Below are 18,126 nucleotides of genomic sequence, written 5' to 3' on the forward strand. Positions count from 1 at the left end.
CGGTTTCCCATGGCTCCTTAGCCCGGCTTTCCGCACCCAGCCGGCGCACGTGTCGGGGCTCAATCCGAGCTCCCTGGCCGCCTTCCGCGTGCTCTTGAGCCGGTCAAACACGAGGAAGAACTCTTCCTTCTGCTCCTGCGTGTATTTCCYGCTGGTTCGTGGTTCACCCGTTAAAGACGACACGGTCGTTGCAACTCCCAAAAATTCTGGGTGTTGCAACGACCGCTAGAACCCAAGATGAACACACCGGGCTTCCTCTGTCAGGAAAGAGGGCCGGACGTCAGGCTACGTTGTTGGTGTAGTCGAGGTCCCGGGTTTCCTTGCTCACGAACAGGGCGATCAGCGTCAGCACCGCCATGGCGGCGAGGTAGACACCCACCAGCACGGTGCTGCCACCGGCCAGTTCCCAGAGCCAGACGGCGATGAACGGAGCCACGGCAGCGCCCAGGATGCTGGAGACGTTGTAGCTGATGGCGGAGCCGGTGTAGCGGACATTGCCCGGGAACAACTCCGGCAGGAGCGCACCCATGGGACCGAACGTCAGGCCCATGAGCGAGAAGCCGATGATCAGCAACGCCATGGCGCCCACGAATCCGGCGCTGAACAGCGGAACGAACAGCAGGCCGAAGGCGAGGATGCCGAAAGTTACAACAATCAGCATCTTGCGGCGGCCGAATTTTTCGGCCAGCGGGCCGGAGACCAGCGTGAAGATACCGAAGAATACGACACCGGCGATCAGCATCCAGAGGAAATCGTTCCGGCTGTAGCCCAGGCCCGGGACGAACGCAGCGGCAGCGGCCTCGGTCATCGGCTTGCCGGCCTTTTCGGCGGCGGCCTTCGCCGTGTCCAGACTGGATGCCCTGGTGCCGTAGGTCAGCGTGAACGTGGTCATCAAGTAGAAGAGCACGTAGGTGGCAAGCATGATGAACGTGCCCAGGATCAGCGGGCGCCAGCTGGTCTTGAAGACCCGTGCCAGCGGCAGCTTGGCAACCTCGTTGGATTCGAGGACCTTGGTGAAGGCCGGGGTTTCGATCAGCTTGAGGCGCACGTAGAGACCGATGATGACCATGACCGCACTGAGCAGGAACGGGACCCGCCAGCCCCATTCCATGAAGGCTTCCGGTGTCAGGGTGTAGCTGAAGACCAGGAAGATCACGTTGGCGATGATGAAGCCGATCGGGGCTCCCAGCTGCGGGAACGTGCCGTAGATGGCGCGCTTGTTTGCCGGGGCGTTTTCGGTGGCCAGCAGCGCCGCGCCACTCCATTCGCCGCCGAGGGCCAGGCCCTGGCAGAAGCGCAGGACCACGAGGAGCGCCGGGGCCAGGAAGGTCCAGCCCGGGACGCTCGCCGTCGGCAGGCAGCCGATCAGGAAGGTGGCGACGCCCATGGTCAGCAGGGAGGCCACGAGCGTGCCCTTGCGGCCGAACTTGTCACCGAAGTGGCCGAAGATGACCGAGCCGAGCGGGCGGGCGATGAAGGCGACGCCGAACACGGCGAAGGATGCCAGCAGCTGGGTCGTCTCGTTCTGCCCGGGGAAGAAGAGCTTCGGGAAAACGAGCACGGCCGCAGTGGCGTAAACGTAGAAGTCATAGAACTCGACGGTGGTACCGATCAGGCTGGCGACAATCACGCGGCCGCGCGAATTCACCTGCTTGGTGGACCCATGCTCCGCGGAGGTGGCAGTGGATGACATGTAGTAACGCTTTCATGAAGACCGGTCGGATATTTCCCCAAGAGCCCGATGCCCGGGACCGCCGGCTAGGGATTCGTATACGTCTGATAATAGTTCCCACCGTCCAGTCAATGGACAAATAGTCCGCTATTTGGACTTCGTGTCGTTGTCTCACGTGGTGGTCGTCACACCTATTCTCACATCGTCATAAAAGCCCCGATAGGCAAAAGTCACAGCGCGTTAATAAACCGCGTCCGTCCCGGAAACGCGGCGTCCCTACCTTTGAAGGACATCACCCCCCAAGGAGGTCTCCCAAGTGACTGCTGAACGCACCGCCGAAATCGGCACCGCAGAGGTCGGCGCCGCCAGTACCGGCGGCACCCTTACCCTCGACCACCGGCCCGGCCGCTGGATCGCCAACTGGGATGCGGAAAACAAGGAGCAGTGGGAGTCGGCCGGCCGCTCGATCGCCCGGCGCAACCTGAACTGGTCCATCTTCGCCGAGTTCCTGGGCTTCGTGGTCTGGCAGCTGTGGTCGATCGTGGTGGTCCAGCTTCCCTCCGCCGGCTTCAAATTCTCTACCAACGAGATCTTCTGGCTGATCTCCATGCCAAGCCTCGTCGGCGCCACGCTCCGGATCCCCTACACGTTCATGGTTCCCCGCTTCGGCGGCCGCAACTGGACCATCGTGTCCGCCCTGTTGCTGCTGATCCCCACGATCGGCCTGGGCCTGTGCGTCGCCAACCCGGCCACCCCGTTCGGCGTCATGCTGTTCGTGGCCGCGCTGGCCGGCTTCGGCGGCGGCAACTTCGCCAGCTCGATGGCGAACATCACCTTCTTCTACCCCGCACGGGAAAAGGGCTGGGCCCTGGGCCTGAACGCCGCCGGCGGAAACCTCGGTGCCGCCGTCGCACAGCTGGCCGTGCCGATCGCCATCACCCTGCTGGCAGCCGGCACCGTGAACCTGCCCGTCGCAGGGTTCATGTGGGTTCCGCTGATCCTGCTGGCGGCCTTCGGTGCCTGGAAGTACATGAACAACCTCACCAGCGCCAAGGGCGACGTCGCAGGTTCGCTGGCCGCGGTCAAAGAGCCGCACCTGTGGATCATGGCGCTGCTGTACATCGGCACCTTCGGCTCCTTCATCGGCTTCGCCGGCGTCTTCCCCAAGCTCATCAAGGACTACTTCCCGGCATTTTCCTCCATCTCCGTCGGCACCGTGGCCCTGTCCCTGGCCTTCCTCGGCCCGCTGGTCGGCTCCCTGGCCCGCCCGTACGGCGGACGCATGGCAGACCGGATGGGCGGGGCCCGCATGACCGTCGCCGCCTTCGCCGCCATGGCCGTCATCACCCTCACCATGCTCTGGACCCTGCCGCTGAAGAACTTCTGGCTCTTCCTCTTCCTGTTCCTGCTCCTCTTCACTGCCAGCGGCTTCGGAAACGGCGCCACCTACCGCATGATCCCGATCATCTTCGCCACCTCCAGCCGGGCCGCCCGCGCCGGGGCCAGCACGCACACCACCCAGCGGCTCGCGTCCTCGGCCCTCGGCCTGATCTCGGCCATCGGCGCCTACGGCGGATTCATCATCCCCCAGGTCCTCAACGCCTCCAACACCGCCAGCGGTTCCTACACCTCGGCGTTCTACGGCTTCGTGGGGGCCTACGTGCTGATGCTGGTGGTCTGCTGGTTCTGCTACATCCGCAACGCCAACCGAAATGCGATGGGACACGTCTAACATGACCAAAAGCGCCGACACGCACTGCCCTTACTGCGCTCTGCAGTGCGCCATGACGCTCACATCTCCAGCGGCTCTGACCCCGGCTGTCCAGCCGGGGTCAGACCCCGTAGACGCTGCACCGGGCCCCGCCACTACCCCAACGACCGCGCCGCTCCTGACAGTCGCCGGACGGGACTTCCCCACCAACCGCGGCGGCTTGTGCCGCAAGGGCTGGACCTCCGCCTCGTTGCTGGACCACCCGGGCCGCGTCACGGAGCCCCTGCTGAAGGGCGCCGACGGCGTCCACCACCCGGTAAGCTGGGACGAGGCCCTCATGCGGATCGTCTCCGCCGTAAAGCAGGCCCGCCTCGAGCACGGGGCTGACGCCGTCGGCGTGTTTGGCGGCGGCGGCCTCACCAATGAGAAGGCCTACCAGCTGGGCAAGTTCGCCAGGCTGGCTTTGGGCACCTCACGGATCGACTACAACGGGCGGTTCTGCATGTCCTCGGCCGCCGCGGCCGGCATGCGCGCCTTCGGCCTGGACCGCGGGCTCCCGTTCCCGCTCGCGGACCTCGACACCGCCAGCACCATCCTGATGCTCGGCTCCAACGTTGCCGAGACCATGCCGCCCTTCGTCCAGCACCTCCAGGGGGCGCGCGACGCCGGCGGCCTGATCGTCGTCGACCCCCGGCGCTCCGCCACCGCCGCCTTCACCTCCGACGGCGGCGGGCTGCACCTGCAGCCGTTGCCCGGCACCGACCTCGCCCTGCTCCTGGGCATCTCCCACGCGGTGATCCACGAGGGCCTCGCGGACGCGCGATACATCGCGGACCGGACCACGGGTTATGACGCCGCGGTCCGCAGCGTCGGAAGCTTTTGGCCCGAACGGGTCCAGTCGATCACCGGCGTCCCCGCCGGGCTGATCCGTGAAACCGCCCGGCGGCTGGCCGACGGCGCCGGCAAGGGCGGCAGCTACATCCTCACCGGCCGCGGCGTCGAACAGCACGTGGACGGCACTGACACCGCCACGGCCGCCATTAACCTCTCCCTCCTGCTGGGCCTGCCGGGCTCCGCGCGCAGCGGCTACGGCACGCTCACCGGCCAGGGCAACGGCCAGGGCGGCCGCGAACACGGCCAGAAGTCGGACCAGCTCCCCGGCTACCGGAAGATCACCGATCCCGCCGCCCGCGCCCACATGGCCAGGGTCTGGGGCGTGCCCGAACCCCTGATTCCCGGCCCCGGCCTTCCCGCCGTCGAACTGCTCAAGTCGCTGGGACAGCCCGACGGCGTCCGGTGCCTCTTCGTGCACGGCGCCAACGTGGCGGTGTCCGCCCCGGATGCGAATGCCGTGATCGCGGGCCTGCGCAGCCTGGACTTCCTGGTGGTGTGCGACTTCTTCCTCTCCGAGACCGCCGCCGAGGCGGACCTGGTCCTGCCGGTGACCCAGTGGGCCGAGGAAGAAGGAACCCTCACCAACCTCGAGGGCCGCGTGCTCCGCCGCCGCCGGGCCCTCACTCCCCCGCCCGGTGTCCGCAGCGAGCTGTGGATCATGACCCGGCTGGCCGAAATGCTGCACGCGCCCTCCACCTTCAGCGAGGATCCGGAAACAGTGTTCGAGGAGCTCCGGCTCGCTTCCTCCGGCGGCCTGGCCGACTACTCCGGGATCGACTACGCCATGCTGGACCGCGGCGAGGCCGCCTACTGGCCCTACCCCGCCGGGAGCGCGGGCACGCCGCGGCTCTTCCTGGACGCCTTCGCCCATGCGGGCGGCCGGGCAGCGTTCACGCCGGTGACGCCCCGGCGTCGTTCTTCTTCTGCGGGCGTCCCGTCCGCGGCGGACCGCCGGGCGGACCAGCGGGACGACCGAGCCGGCGACGATCGTCCCGGCACGCCGATGACCCTCATTACCGGCCGCCTGATGGAGCACTACCAGTCCGGCGCGCAGACCCGCCGGGTGGCCGCCCTGGCCGAGGCACGGCCGGAGGCGCGGCTCCAGCTCCACCCCGCCGCGGCTGCCGCCCAGGGCATCGCCGACGGCGACTACGTCTCGATTTCCAACGAACGCGGCGTGGTCAGCTGCCGCGCCGAGCTGACCACAGATATCCGCCCGGAGACGGTGTTCCTGCCGTTCCACTTCCCGGAGCTCGAGAGCGCCAACCGGCTCACGGAGGCGGCCACGGACCCCATTTCCGGGATGCCCGAGTTCAAGACCAGCAAAGTGTGGATCCGCCCGGCAGCTTCCCTGGATGCCCTGGCCGGCATGCACAGCGGCGTTCCAGCCCGCGTTCTTCAAGCAGAGGAGACCTCATGACTGAGCGGATTGTGGTGGTGGGCTTCGGGCCAGTCGCCGCGAGGCTGATCGACGAGCTGCTGCCGGCCGTGCGCAGCGGCATCGCACACCTGACCGTGGTCGGCGAAGAGTCCGAGGCGGCGTACAACCGAGTGCTGGTGGCGGACCTTGGCGTCGGGCGGACGACGCCGGCCGCACTGGCCCTCGCGGACGCGGCGGCACTGGTGGCCGACGGCGTCGATGTCCGGCTGGGCGTCCGCGTCCGCCGCTTGGACCGCGCCCGGCAGCAGGTCTTGTTGAGCGACGGCACCTCGCCCGGCTACGAGCGGCTCGTCTTCGCCACCGGTTCACGGCCGGTCATCCCCAACCTGACCGGGCTCAACCCGGACCCGGCCGCGCCGGTGCTGCCGCCGGGCGTGACCGCCCTGCGCGATCTCCGCGACGCGTCCGTGCTCCACTCGGCCGTGGCCGGCGGCAAGCGCGTGGTGGTCCTGGGCGGCGGTGTGCTGGGCCTGGAGACGGCCCTCGCCGCGGCTGAGGAAGGCGCCACGGTGACCGTGGTGCACAACGGCCCGCATCCCTTGGGCCGGAACATCGACCGCGGCGGCGGCGCCGTGCTCGCGGCGTCCCTGCGGAACTGCGGCGTGCGGGTGGCCGGCAACGCCCGCTCGGTCGGCGTCGAACACAACGCGCGCGACGGCGGTTTCTCCGCCTTGTTGCTGGATGACGGCTCCGCGATCGACGGCGACCTCCTGGTCCTCTCCTGCGGTGTCCGGCCGCGGACCGAACTGGCGGAGGGCTGCGGGCTCTCCACCGGTGCCGGGATCCTGGTGGACCACAAGCTCCGCGCCCACCACGAGCCCCACATCTTCGCGATCGGCGACTGCGCCGAGGTCCGCTGCCCGGACCCCGAGTGCGTTCAGTGCCGGACTGCGAAGGGACCCTCCGGGCTGGTCGGCCCGGGCTGGCGGCAGGCCGAATGGCTCGCCGACTATCTGACCCTGCTGGCGTCCGGCGCCGAGGCGGAGGCCGAGGCTTTGCCGTCCCTGCCGGCGGAACTGCCGGGCGTGATCGTGCTCAAGGCCCGCGGCATGAACATGGCCGTGGCCGGGGACGTGTCCGCAGATCCCTGGGACGAGGAAGCCTTGAGCTCCGGGTCCGTGAACGGCCGGCCCCGGCTGCAGATCGCCCAGTGGGCCGATCCCGAGCACGGCCGCTACGTCAAGATGACCACCCGCGCCGGCGTGCTGGAAGGGCTCGTGGCCGTGGGCATGCCGCGAACCTCGGCCGAGCTGGTGCAGCTCTTCGAACGCGGCGCGGAACTGCCCGCCGACAGGTCACTGCTGCTGCGCCTGGACGGGCCGGACCAGATCGCTTCCGCGGGTGCCGCCGACCCCGCCCGGACCGTCTGCCGGTGCGCCGGCGTCAGCGGCACGGCGATTGCTACGGCCGTGTCCGAGGGCTGCGGAACGGTGCCCGAGGTATCGGCGTCCACCCGCGCCGGCACGGGCTGCGGCGGCTGCCACGAGGACATCAAGGGCATCATCGAGGCCCACTTTCAGGGGGCGGCTGCCTGATCATCCGGCCACTGCTGCGCCCCAACACCGACGAAGGCCGTCAGCATCTTGTGTCTGGCGTCCGCCCGACAATGCGACACATGTCGCAACGATGGCCGCGGTAGTCGATCTCGGCGATGATGGTCCGGTGAACAGCGCTGAGGAATCAATTTTAAAGATCGTGACGGTACCGGACTCCGCAGATGCTCGGTTGTTCGTCGAGTTGTCGAGCTACGGGGCGGATCTTGCTGAAGCTCGCCATGCCCTCGATCTCGCGATCAAGTCCCGTGGGGAGGGCTCTCAGCTCGAGGACGCGGGCGCCTATCTGATCGCCTTCGCCGTCGTCGCATACTGCCGCACCTACTTCCACTCGAACGTGCGCAAGCCACTGACCGACCACATCGCCATCCCCGATGAGCTCTTAGACATTCACCAGCTGGTGGGGGCATTCAGGAACACCACGATTGCGCACTCGCAATCAAACGTGGCGACAACTTTTCCGGTGGGTGTCCTCGATGCCTCAACCCTTCGAGTGCGGGATGTGTCGGCAATGACCGCGTCGCAGACGCTGCCGCCTCCGCTCGTGGAGCTTTTCCGCGAACTCGTCGAAACAGTGGACGATCGCCTCTTCGAGGTGACCGAGGCAGTCCGGCAGAGGCTGGCCGAGCAGTTGAGCAGGGCCGACCTTGCGAGGATGGTTGACGAGGGCGGCCAGCTAAAGATAGTCGACGCCACGGACGAGGACTTCACCCCACGAACGAGGCGGCGTCCTTATCCCGCCTCACACACGTGGTACTGGTCGGCAACGTCGCAGACGGGCGACTGACTCCGCGTGCGCAACAACAATGTTGCCGGTACCAGGTGTGGGTCGTACGTTTACCACCTACAGCTAATCGGGCGTGTGGTCGGCAAGGTCGAACAAGCCTGAGGCCCAGTTCAGAAACGTTGCCCGCGTATCGGTGAACGGGCAGCCGTGTTGGGCGTGGCGGCGAACTATATCCGCGGGGTTTCCGCCATCGATGCCCGCGAGGCACAGCTGGACCGGGCCATGGTTCCGGCGCCCCGGAATACGCTCTCCGCCGGACACCGGTGCGGCCCCGCTACCCCTTTTAGACCCCGGGCCGGCGGGGTTTACTGCGCTGCGTTGTCGAAATTCTTCTGCCACTGGGCATGCTCGCGGGCGGCATCCAGCCGGCGGCTGGCAGTCCACCTGGGCAGATAGTCGGGCCGTGGCAACTCGAGGGCAGGCCTGGGCTTGGCCGCTGGCCGGGTCTGGATGGACTTGGCAACAGGGCGAGCCTGGACGGGCCTGGCCACAGGCCGGGTCTGAACGTGCTCCCGGCGGTAGTTCGGCTTGGGGTCGGCGATCGTCCAATTGATCAAGGTGCGCATGATCAGCACGAGCACCCACAGGCCGATCCCAGCCACGATGTATTGCCAAAACAAGACCAGCAGCAAAATGGCTACTAGCACGAAAAGGAACATGACGCCATTATGCATTTTCGACGCACCAGGAGGTAGAGGTCTTTTTTTCCTGATCGCCCCGCAGGTGAGTTGTCGTCCTCATGGTCATCACAATGTCGGGCCGGATGATGAGAAGGAACTGAGGAGAGGCCCGACCACCGTGAGTGCTCTGGCGTGGACCCTCCGCTTGGGGTACGCCGCCTACCAAACCACACCGGAACGAACACATACAGGGCAGCCCGGACATAGTCAGCATGGGAATATCGATCGCTACTTCGAAGCGGTCATGCTCTACCAATGCAATCCCCGTCCTGGTCTTGACGTCGTGCGTGAATTGGGGAGCCCGGACCTTGTTGAAACGCAGTGCACCAACCTCCCGCCAGCTGTAACCGCACGTCGGGCAAGTCCGAGTCCGAGTCCGGCCATTGTCAGTCAGACGCACGCTTGCGACACTTGGGGGCTTAGAAGGACGAAGGTCTCACCTGTTTTCCCTACCGGCGAACAGAACTCCTGTTCGTGCGACAACGGTACGGGCAGTGGCACTGCCGGTGGGAAGCGGCATGCTTCGTTATCCGGCGCTACTTGGATTAAACTGGGGGCATTAAACCCCTTCGAGGACTGGTTGCCCGTGGAGACAGTATTCTTCCTGGTCGTAATTCTCATCGCAGTGTGGATCCTGCTCGGCCTCTTGCTGAGACTCAAGAAGAGAACCCACCGCAAGGGCTCCAATTACTACGTGCCCACCTTCAAGGCCAACTTCGACACATGGGAGAGTAAATGGACCATGGACCGAAAGCTGCAGGAGAGGTGGGATAAGGCACGGTGGCAGCAGGAGTTTAACCGTCCGTAACTTTGGAGCAGGCGGTCACCATTCCCCCGAAGAGGAACATTAAAGCCGCGGATGCTGTGAAGCGCATTCATGACCGCACGGGTCACCCTGCGGACGAGGTGCATCCCATTCCCCTCTCGGTATAGTGCGTCCGGCCACCCCGGACTGCGGGGCAGGCCAAGTTGCCACATACGGTTCGGCTGTCCCACGCCATCTGGGTTGAACAATAATCGGGAAGCCCGGAGTTCAGGGCACTCAGCAACTCCACTAGCTCCGAAGCGGGCCTTTCTCCCCTTGGCACGGCCGAGGGGCGGGGCTGCAATGAACGTAGGTTCCGTTCAGCCGCAGGAGGCATCCCATGAACGTCCCGGTCATTTTGGCGCTCGGCGCGATCGTTGTGTTCGCCGTCGTGATGGGCGTTGTCATGTCGCGCGACAAGGATCCGCAACGGCGGGCGGCCGCGCTGACGCGCACCGGAGCGGCCGTCATGGCGGCGTTCACCATCATCGGGGGAATCTTCATCGGCGGCTTCGCGATGCAGGACCCGGGCGGAACAACCGGAACGCTGATCACGCTCGCCTGGGTGGTTCCGATGTTCATCCTCGCGGTCTCTGCCTGGTTCTGGCCGGCGGCAACCGCTCCCCTGCTGCTCGCCCTCGCCTCGGCCTTCATTGCCGCGTGCGTGTGGCTCGCCTTCGACCCCGCTGCCCTGAGCGCCTTCCTCAACGACAACGGCCCCCTTATCGCCGTCAGCGTTCTCGCGCTGGCGTTCCCGGCCGCAATCCTCGGCCTGAAAGTTACCGCACTGGCCGGCTGGCTGCTGGTGGGCCTGGGGGTGTTGCCGCTGTTGATCACGATCATCGGAAGGTCGGGTGCGGTCGGATCGCTGATCGCGGCCAGCCTGGTTCCCCTGTCCTGCGGGATCGCCTATCTGCTGTCCGTCCGGATGGCCAGGACGGGTTCGACGTCGGGAACCATCCACCCCGCGGCCGCCTAGGGCTGCCGCACCGCCGCCAAACCCGGCCGCGTAACGCAAATCGGGCCGCGGGCCAACGGCGGGTAGCATCGGGGCCATGAGCGCCGACGACGACGACATCACCGAAGAACTGCTGGCCGACGCCCGGAAGCTGACCGGGTTGAGCCTGGAACTGCTTGGGCTCGACCCCCACCCGGACGACATGACAGCCGAGCAGCGGCTCCAGTTTGATCCCGAGGACCTGGCCGAAATGGCCTCCGTCTCCTCCGAAGACCGGCGCAAAGCCGTGGGCCAGACCCGTCTGCTGGCCGGACTCCTGTGGAACTCGTCCAGCATTCTGATCGACCAGTTGTTCCGCGATCTCGGAACGCTCAGCACGCTGGATGTTCTCACGCCGGCCGACATCGCCGGGACCTCCGTCCTGTCCTCGCTGCCGCCACAGTTCGCCGCCAGCTACGACGCGAAGTTCACCCAGAAGTTCATCGTGGTCGCGGCCGACGTCACCGCGTCGCTGGTCCGGGGCTGGACCGCCCCCGGCTGCCTTGCAGCGGAACTAGCCGTCCGCTGCCTGCTCGATCAGGCGGAAATCACCGAGGACATCTACGAACTGGATCTTCCGGAGGACTGGCGGGCCGACGTCGAGGAAGTCCTGTTGGAGGATGCCGACAGTGACGCGCTCTACTCCGACAACCTTGACGTTCTCGAGGACGACGCCGCAAGTCTGGATTTCGAGCAGTGGTTCATACCCTTCACCCCCGGCGACACGGTTCCGCCGTACGCCTACTCCTGAGCCCTACGGCTGGGCGGGCGGCTCGGCGAACCGGGCCAGGAAGTCCTCCGTGAAGCGCCGGACGCCGTCCCACTCGGTGTACACGTAATCACGGGACGTGTCCGTGTCCGGGGATCCCTTGTCGCTGGCGATCTTCTTCATGACGTGCTTCTTGATGAACCCGTAGTGGGTATAGAGCACGGCGCCGGCGAACAACCCGACGTGGGCGGGCCGCCAGCCCGTGTCCTGCTCGAACTTCTCCGCGTAGCCCTCCGCGGTCTGCTCGTCTCCGTGTGCGGCCATGCTCACCGAAACCAGGGCCGACGGCAAGCGTTCGAGCTCAGCGCGGTTCTTCTTCACGAAGTCTGCGACGTACCCCTCGTGTTTTCCCACGTGCACCGAGGCCGCCACGATCACGCCGTCATAGCCGCCCGGAAGAGGGTCCGGGGAATGCTTGAGGTCCGCCGTCTCCGCCTGGTGCCCGTTCGCCCGGACCACCTCGGCGATGTACTCCACGATCTGGGCGGTTTGTCCTTCGACGGTCCCGTAGGGGATATAGATTTTGGCCATGTGCCAAGTTGACCTCGCCCGGCTGTGACGCACTACGGCCGAAGGTCCCGCGGGCGGCGACGCACGGCCCTCTTGACGCCCGCACTCTTGACGGCGGCGGCCTACCGACATGAGATGGACGAAGGCCCGGTGCGGTTCTGATTCGACCGGCCGGTACACAAGCAGAACCCTCGATGAAAGGACGCAACATGTCCCTGCTCGACTCCGCCCTCTGGGACGGCAAGATCTACCTCAGCGGCTGGCGGCCCGGGCGCGGCGGGACCGGTGACGCCGTCGAACCAGCCACCGGAGAAACGCTGGGCCGCTATGGCGTGGCCTCGGTGGAGGATGTCCGCGAAGCCGCCGCTGTAGCCGCGAAAGCGCAAAAGGACTGGGCCGCCCGCAACCCGGAAGACCGCGCCGCCGTGCTCCGCCGCGCGGGACAACTCTGGGAGGAACACTCGGCGGAAATCCAGGCCTGGATCGTCCGCGAATCCGGCGGGATCCCGCCCAAAGCCGGGCTGGAAACCCACATCGCGGCCAACGAATGCTACGACGCCTCCGCCCTGCCCTCACTCCCGGCTGGCGACGTGCTGACCTCAAACGAGAGCCGCTGGTCCTTCGCCCGGCGCCGGCCCGTCGGCGTCGTTTCGGTGATTGCACCGTTCAACTTCCCGCTGATCCTCTCCATCCGCGCAGTCGCCCCGGCGCTGGCCCTTGGCAACGCCGTCCTGCTCAAACCGGACCCGCGCACTGCGGTCTGTGGTGGCGTCACCTTGGTCCGGGTGTTCGAGGAGGCGGGTCTTCCGCCCGGCCTGCTCTCCCTGCTGCCCGGCGGCGCCGAGATCGGCTCGGCCGTCGTAGAGGCACCCGAGGTCCGCGTCATCGCCTTCACGGGGTCGACGGCGGCAGGGCGCAAAGTGGGCGAGGCGGCCGGCCGGCTGCTCAAGCGCGCCCACCTGGAACTCGGTGGGAACAACGCAATGATCGTGCTGCCCGGCGTCGACCTCCCCAAAGCTGTCTCCGCCGCCGCGTTTGGCTCCTTCATGCACCAGGGTCAGATCTGCATGGCGTCCGGCCGGCATATCGTGCACGAGGACATCTACGAGGACTACGTCAGCGCCCTGGCGGAACAGGCCCGCCATCTACCGGTAGGCGACCCGAAGAGCGGAACAGTGGCGCTGGGCCCGGTAATCGACGAGAAGCAGCTCCACCGGGTGGACACGATCGTTCAGGACGCGGTGCAGGGCGGCGCGCGCCTGGCCGCCGGCGGCAGCCACGACGGCCGCTTCTACCAGCCCACCGTGCTCGCCGACCTCGACCTCGCCAGCCCGGCGTGGAAGGACGAAATCTTCGGCCCCGTGGCGCCGGTGATGAAGTTCTCCACCGTGGACGAGGCCGTGGCCCTGGCCAACGACAACGAATACGGGCTCTCCATCGGGATTCTCGGCGACGTCGGCATGGCCATGACGATCGCCGACCGGCTCGACTCCGGCAAGGTCCACATCAACGAACAGACCGTATCCGACGAGGCCAACTCGCCCTTCGGCGGGGTCAAGAACTCGGGCAACGGCTCGCGGATCGGCGGCCATCACGCCAACATGGAATCCTTCACGGAAATCCAGTGGCTGACCGTGCGGCCGGACATCGCGCCGTACCCGTTTTAGGCCGGGTGAATGCGGGAGTTCCCCGCCGCGGATGGCGCGGAGCCGGTGGTCCCATTTTCCGCAAACGACGCGCCGAACGTCCCATAAAACAGCACCCTTCCCAGTCAGGTGTTGCGACGTTGACGCGAAACCGCGGCCCCCGCACGGCGGTGCGCCCGACTGCCGAAAACGAAGAATCCCTGCCCGGATTCCCGGCCAGGGATTCTTCGCTCAGCGGAAGCGCACTAGTAGCCGGAGGGCTGGTCGAACCGCTGGCCGGCAGGGTTGGAGGGCAGAATTGTCATCACCAACAGCGCCAGGCCGCCGAGGAACGGCACCAGGACCAGCAGGATCAGCCAGGCGCTCAGGTTCACGTCGTGGAGGCGCCGCGCCAGCAGGGCCACGGACGGAACGATTGTCCCGAGCCCCCAAATGACAGCAAGGATCAAGCCGACAATGGCACCCGGTCCCGTCACGGCGGTTCCGGACGCATTAGTCGTCGTGCCGGTGCTGGTGATGATGTTGATGACTATCCCGACGATGAGGGACACCAGTGCCCACCACCAGTACTCACTGCGGCTTGCCCGGCCGGAGAAGATGGCGTATTTCTTGAAGAATCGCTGGACGGCCTGCTTGAGGGTAGCCCCATAGAGCGGCGCCCAAAGCGGAGTCTCTCCGGTCTGGGGCAGAAATGCATTCGGTTGCTGCGGATAACTCATGTAGTCCCCTTGAATGAGTGCGAATGACGAGATTCATCCTAGGGCCGCCGGCGGACATGAATGCCTGTTGGGCGGCGAGAATTTACACTGCGTTCACCCGCGCATGTGTGCGGCGCAGGAGGCTAGACCCGGATCAGTGGACGCGGAACCTCAGGCGCCGGTCAACCGTCGTGCTTAATCTCCCGGCTCGAACACCGCGGTTCCCATCATCAGGATGCCGCGCCGGGGTATCCAGAAGTCCCCCAACCTGTCCTGGACTGGCAAGGCAGCGGGTTCTCCCAAGTCGCGTCCCTTGAGCACGGCCCGGCTGTCTGCGACGAACCACATGCGCCGAGGGTGGACGGCAAATCGTTGGCCGTTGGGGGCGAGGCCAGTCAGGCCCAGGTGGCCCGCCCCGAGGAGCGGTCCGGCAACGGCACCCATGGCGCGCAGGAACGCCCGGCTGCGCCACAGCCGGTCCGGAACGGCACCGGACACCACCGTCATGAATCTGGTGATCGTCGTGGAGCGCAGCGTGAGCTGCCAGTGCAGCGCAGCGCCGCCGTCGACGTCGACCGTGAAAGCGTGGCTGCCGCTCCACGTGAGGGAAATGCGGGAGGTTGACGCCGAATCGAGGGCGGCGCCGAAGTACCGGGGGCACGAGAGTCCTGGGGCCACGGTGCCATGCATTGACCATGCTCCGGCGGGGTCGCGGATCCAGACCGAGGTGTACCCCGGCCCGATCGATGACCCGGCGAAGCGCCGCAACGCCAGTACGTAGCCTGAACTGAACGGAACCCCGGTGACGCCGAACCCGGTGAAGGTTTCTTCTTCCCCCGCGACGTCCCCCGCGGCGCCGTGCGCAGTAGAGCGCGCGGCGGCCCGCTCGGCGGCTTCAACCAGCGCCTGGGGACTCTGCATGGCATCAGCCTCCGGATTGCGGCGGGCCCGCTCTGTAACTCTACGTGCGCAATCTACATGTGGACGTGGAGCCGCCGGGCTGCTTCGGAGATGGAGCCACTCAGGGACGGGTACACGGTGAAAGTGCTGGCGACGTCGTCGACGTGCAGCTTCTGGGTCACGGCGATCGAGATCGCGAAGATGAGCTCGGAGGCGTTCGGGCCCACCACCACCCCGCCGATCACGGTGCCGGAGCCCTTGCGGGCGAAGATTTTGATGAAACCGTCGCGGTGGTTGCGCATCTTGGCGCGGGCGTTGCTGCGCAGGGACAGCTTGATGACGTCGGCCTGGTACTTGCCCGAATCAATCTCGGCCTCGGAGACGCCCACGTTCGCAATCTCGGGCGAGGTGAAGATGTTGGATGCCACCTGGTGCAGCTTAAGGGGCATGACACTGTCGCCCAGGAAGTGCGCGATCGCGATCCGGCCCTGCATCGCGGCGACGGAGGCGAGCGCCAGCACGCCGGTGCAGTCGCCCGCGGCGTAGATGTTCGGCGCAGTGGTGCGCGAGACGCCGTCGACCTTGATGTGGCCGCTCTCGGTCAGCGCGACGCCGGCTTCCTCCAGGCCGATGCCGGCCGTGTTGGGGATGGAGCCGACGCAGACCAGGCAGTGGCTGCCGGTCACCTTCGAACCGTCGCCGAGGGTGACCACGACGCCGTCGTCCGTGCGCTCGACGGTCTCGGCGCGGGCGCGGGAGAGGACCTTAAGCCCGCGGCGTTCGAAGACGCCCTCGAGGACCTCGGCGGCGTCGGTGTCCGAGCCCGGCAGCACGCGGTCGCGGCTGGAAATCAGGGTGACCTTGGAACCCAGGCCGTTGTAGGCCGAGGCGAATTCCGCGCCCGTGACGCCGGAACCCACCACGATCAGCTCTTCGGGGAGCACGTCCATGTTGTAGATCTGGGCCCAGTTGAGGATGCGCTCACCGTCCGGGCGGGCCGTGGGCAGTTCGCGCGGGTGGGCGCCGACCGCCAGCAGGATGGTGTCTGCTTCCACCGTCTCGGTGCCGTTGGCGGTGAGGACCTCGATGGTGTGGTTGTCCAGCAGCCTGCCGGAACCGATCAGGATGCGGACGTTCTGGTGTTCCAGCCCGACTTGGATGTCCTCCGACTGCTTCCGCGCCAGCCGCAGCAGGCGGTCGTTGATGTGCTTGAGGTCCGCGCGCATCGTGGGGGTGCAGTCGCCGCCGTCGAGGTCGAATTTAACCCCGAGCTCGCCGGCCTCGCCGACGCGGGTCATCAGATCTGCCGTCGCGATCAGGGTTTTGGACGGAACGACGTCGGTCAGCACCGCCGAGCCGCCGAGGCCCGCACGCTCGATGATGGTGACCTGCGCCCCCAGCGAGGCGGCGACCATGGCGGCCTCGTAGCCGCCAGGGCCTCCGCCGAGAATTGCGATGCGGGGTGAGCTGAAGTCAGGATGCGTAGTCACAATCAACCATTGTCCACCATCTGAACCGGAGCCACCAAGAATCCGGGCCGCGCGCGGGTCCGGCCGTGCATGCTGGGCAGCGGGCCCCGGCCGCGATAACTTGTACCGGTGAGTACAACAGAATTCCTGAACACGGACCCTTTCGACGCCGCCCGCGCCGCCGCCGACTACATCGCTGCAGAGACGGGCGTCGACTCCCATGACGTCGCGCTGGTCCTCGGCTCGGGCTGGGGCGACGCCGCCGAGCTCATCGGCGAGACGACCGCCACCTTGTCCGCCGCCGAAATCCCCGGCTTCTCCGCACCGTCCGTGGTGGGGCACGTGGGCACAATCCGCTCGGTCCTGACCAAAGAGGGCAAGCGCGCCCTGGTACTGGGCGCACGCACGCACTACTACGAGGGCAAGGGCGTCCGAGCCGTGGTGCACGGGGTGCGCACCGCCGCCGCGGCCGGCTGCAAGACCCTCGTGCTGACCAACGGCTGCGGCGGGCTTAACGAGAACTGGACGCCCGGCACGCCGGTGCTCATCAGCGACCACATCAACCTCACCGCCACCTCTCCGTTGGAAGGGGCAACGTTCGTGGACCTGACGGACCTGTACTCCTCCCGGATCCGCGGGCTGGCCCGCGAGGTGGACCCCTCGCTGGACGAGGGCGTCTACGCCCAGTTCACCGGCCCGCACTATGAGACGCCCGCCGAGGTGCAGTACGCCAAGCGGATCGGCGCCGACCTGGTGGGCATGTCCACGGCGCTTGAGGCGATCGCCGGCCGTCACGCCGGCATGGAGGTCTTCGGCATCTCGCTGGTGACCAACCTCGCCGCCGGGATCAGCCCCGTGCCGCTCAGCCACGGGGAAGTCCTCGAGGCCGGCGAGGCCGCCGGCCCGCGGATTTCCAAGCTGCTGGCAGACATCATCGCCAAGCTCTGATCCTGGCTCTGGGCTGGGCCCCGCGACAGGTCCTGGGCCACCCGGCTGCGGCTATTCCGCGGCCAGGTAGTCCAGGACCTTTGCTTTATCCGCCGGGAACCGCCGCTCCATCGAGTCCGCGATCCCGGCGATGCTCTGGCGGGCCAGCGCCTGCCGCCAGGCGAGTTCGGCCTGGCGCATGGTCTGGGAAATCAGGCACGTCCGCGCGAAGTTCTCCTGCCGGTCCGGTTCCGGAACATTTCCGAGGATCGCCTCGCACCGGAACGCCGGGTCCTGGCCCTCCAGCGCCAGCACGATGTCCAGCACGGTGATATTTTCGGGCCGGCGCGCCAAGAGAAAGCCGCCGCGGGGACCCGACACCGAGTCCAGGACGCCGGCGCGGACCAGCGACTGAAACTGCTTGTTGAGATAGGCCGCCGGGAGTTTGTAGAACTCTGCCAGCCGGGCACTGTTCACCGGTTCACCGGGCGGTGTCCATGCCATGTTGACGCAACTGTGCACGGCCCATTCGACACCACGGCCCATCTTCATATTCCAGACGTTACGTGTCCGGAAATTTGGGTGTCAAGGTCCCGCGAAAAGCCTCGAGATGGAACTGAAACCCGAACTCCCGATTGTCTGGGCAGGAATCGCCCACGATTGGCGA

At 66.8% G+C, this 18,126-nt stretch carries 17 protein-coding genes; 9 read left to right on the forward strand and 8 right to left on the reverse strand.

From position 1 onward, the window contains the following. Together AC1DN2_RS02045 and AC1DN2_RS02050 are read right to left on the reverse strand one after the other, a co-directional pair. A partial coding sequence (locus tag AC1DN2_RS02045) for a hypothetical protein (protein ID WP_476849020.1) occupies nt 1–183 on the reverse strand: 183 nt, incomplete at its 3' end. A gap of 97 nt (nt 184–280) precedes the next feature. Then, a complete protein-coding gene (locus AC1DN2_RS02050) occupies nt 281–1,693 on the reverse strand; it encodes an MFS transporter (protein WP_476849021.1) in 1,413 nt (470 codons plus the stop codon). A gap of 319 nt (nt 1,694–2,012) precedes the next feature. Between AC1DN2_RS02050 and AC1DN2_RS02055 the strand changes: the two genes are divergently transcribed. The 4 genes from AC1DN2_RS02055 (at nt 2,013) to AC1DN2_RS02070 (ending at nt 8,058) form a co-directional block, all read left to right on the forward strand. Beyond that, the gene (locus tag AC1DN2_RS02055) at nt 2,013–3,404 is read left to right on the forward strand and encodes an MFS transporter (RefSeq protein WP_476849155.1); all 1,392 of its coding nucleotides are present in this window, start codon (nt 2,013–2,015) and stop codon (nt 3,402–3,404) included. Nucleotide 3,405: 1 nt separating this feature from the next. Next, nucleotides 3,406–5,697, forward strand: a complete 2,292-nt coding sequence (locus AC1DN2_RS02060; protein WP_476849022.1) for a molybdopterin oxidoreductase family protein — start codon at nt 3,406–3,408, stop codon at nt 5,695–5,697. Further along, entirely contained in the window at nt 5,694–7,253 is a 1,560-nt protein-coding gene (locus tag AC1DN2_RS02065) for an FAD-dependent oxidoreductase (RefSeq protein ID WP_476849023.1), read from the forward strand. Before AC1DN2_RS02060 ends, AC1DN2_RS02065 begins: the two co-directional genes overlap by 4 nt. A gap of 91 nt (nt 7,254–7,344) precedes the next feature. Then, nucleotides 7,345–8,058: a hypothetical protein gene (locus tag AC1DN2_RS02070; protein WP_476849024.1), complete on the forward strand. Its 714-nt coding sequence runs from the start codon at nt 7,345–7,347 to the stop codon at nt 8,056–8,058. 305 nt (nt 8,059–8,363) lie between these two features. Here the strand turns inward: AC1DN2_RS02070 and AC1DN2_RS02075 are convergent, their stop codons facing one another. After that, nucleotides 8,364–8,717: a hypothetical protein gene (locus AC1DN2_RS02075; RefSeq protein ID WP_476849025.1), complete on the reverse strand. Its 354-nt coding sequence runs from the start codon at nt 8,715–8,717 to the stop codon at nt 8,364–8,366. Between the two features lie 607 nt (nt 8,718–9,324). Between AC1DN2_RS02075 and AC1DN2_RS02080 the strand changes: the two genes are divergently transcribed. From AC1DN2_RS02080 to AC1DN2_RS02090, 3 genes are all read left to right on the forward strand, one after another. Continuing rightward, on the forward strand, nt 9,325–9,546 hold the full coding sequence (locus AC1DN2_RS02080; RefSeq protein WP_230009052.1) for a hypothetical protein: 222 nt from the start codon (nt 9,325–9,327) through the stop codon (nt 9,544–9,546). A gap of 337 nt (nt 9,547–9,883) precedes the next feature. Then, nucleotides 9,884–10,522, forward strand: coding sequence for a hypothetical protein (locus AC1DN2_RS02085; RefSeq protein ID WP_476849026.1), 639 nt, complete (start codon nt 9,884–9,886; stop codon nt 10,520–10,522). Between the two features lie 76 nt (nt 10,523–10,598). Then, a complete protein-coding gene (locus AC1DN2_RS02090) occupies nt 10,599–11,291 on the forward strand; it encodes a hypothetical protein (protein WP_476849027.1) in 693 nt (230 codons plus the stop codon). Between the two features lie 3 nt (nt 11,292–11,294). Here the strand turns inward: AC1DN2_RS02090 and AC1DN2_RS02095 are convergent, their stop codons facing one another. Continuing rightward, a complete protein-coding gene (locus AC1DN2_RS02095; RefSeq protein ID WP_476849028.1) occupies nt 11,295–11,840 on the reverse strand; it encodes a flavodoxin domain-containing protein in 546 nt (181 codons plus the stop codon). A 188-nt stretch (nt 11,841–12,028) separates the two neighbouring features. Here AC1DN2_RS02095 and AC1DN2_RS02100 point away from each other — a divergent pair, with 188 nt between their 5' ends. Further along, the gene (locus AC1DN2_RS02100; protein ID WP_476849029.1) at nt 12,029–13,486 is read left to right on the forward strand and encodes a benzaldehyde dehydrogenase; all 1,458 of its coding nucleotides are present in this window, start codon (nt 12,029–12,031) and stop codon (nt 13,484–13,486) included. Nucleotides 13,487–13,710: 224 nt separating this feature from the next. On the opposite strand, the gene AC1DN2_RS02105 is transcribed toward AC1DN2_RS02100, so the two are convergent. From AC1DN2_RS02105 to AC1DN2_RS02115, 3 genes are all read right to left on the reverse strand, one after another. Next, a complete protein-coding gene (locus AC1DN2_RS02105; protein ID WP_476849030.1) occupies nt 13,711–14,184 on the reverse strand; it encodes a DUF805 domain-containing protein in 474 nt (157 codons plus the stop codon). A gap of 174 nt (nt 14,185–14,358) precedes the next feature. Continuing rightward, a complete protein-coding gene (locus AC1DN2_RS02110) occupies nt 14,359–15,084 on the reverse strand; it encodes a hypothetical protein (RefSeq protein WP_476849031.1) in 726 nt (241 codons plus the stop codon). Between the two features lie 53 nt (nt 15,085–15,137). Next, a complete protein-coding gene (locus AC1DN2_RS02115) occupies nt 15,138–16,553 on the reverse strand; it encodes an NAD(P)H-quinone dehydrogenase (protein ID WP_243179722.1) in 1,416 nt (471 codons plus the stop codon). 108 nt (nt 16,554–16,661) lie between these two features. On the opposite strand from AC1DN2_RS02115, the gene AC1DN2_RS02120 reads away from it, so the two are divergent. Further along, nucleotides 16,662–17,480 (forward strand): purine-nucleoside phosphorylase, encoded by an 819-nt coding sequence (locus tag AC1DN2_RS02120; protein WP_028278355.1) that lies wholly within the window; start codon nt 16,662–16,664, stop codon nt 17,478–17,480. Nucleotides 17,481–17,531: 51 nt separating this feature from the next. Here AC1DN2_RS02120 and AC1DN2_RS02125 read toward each other — a convergent pair whose 3' ends face one another. Continuing rightward, complete coding sequence (locus AC1DN2_RS02125; RefSeq protein ID WP_028278356.1) at nt 17,532–18,011, reverse strand: RrF2 family transcriptional regulator; 480 nt, start codon at nt 18,009–18,011, stop codon at nt 17,532–17,534. Nucleotides 18,012–18,126 lie beyond the last annotated feature (115 nt).

The sequence above is a fragment of the Arthrobacter sp. 01L42 genome (assembly GCF_056400005.1).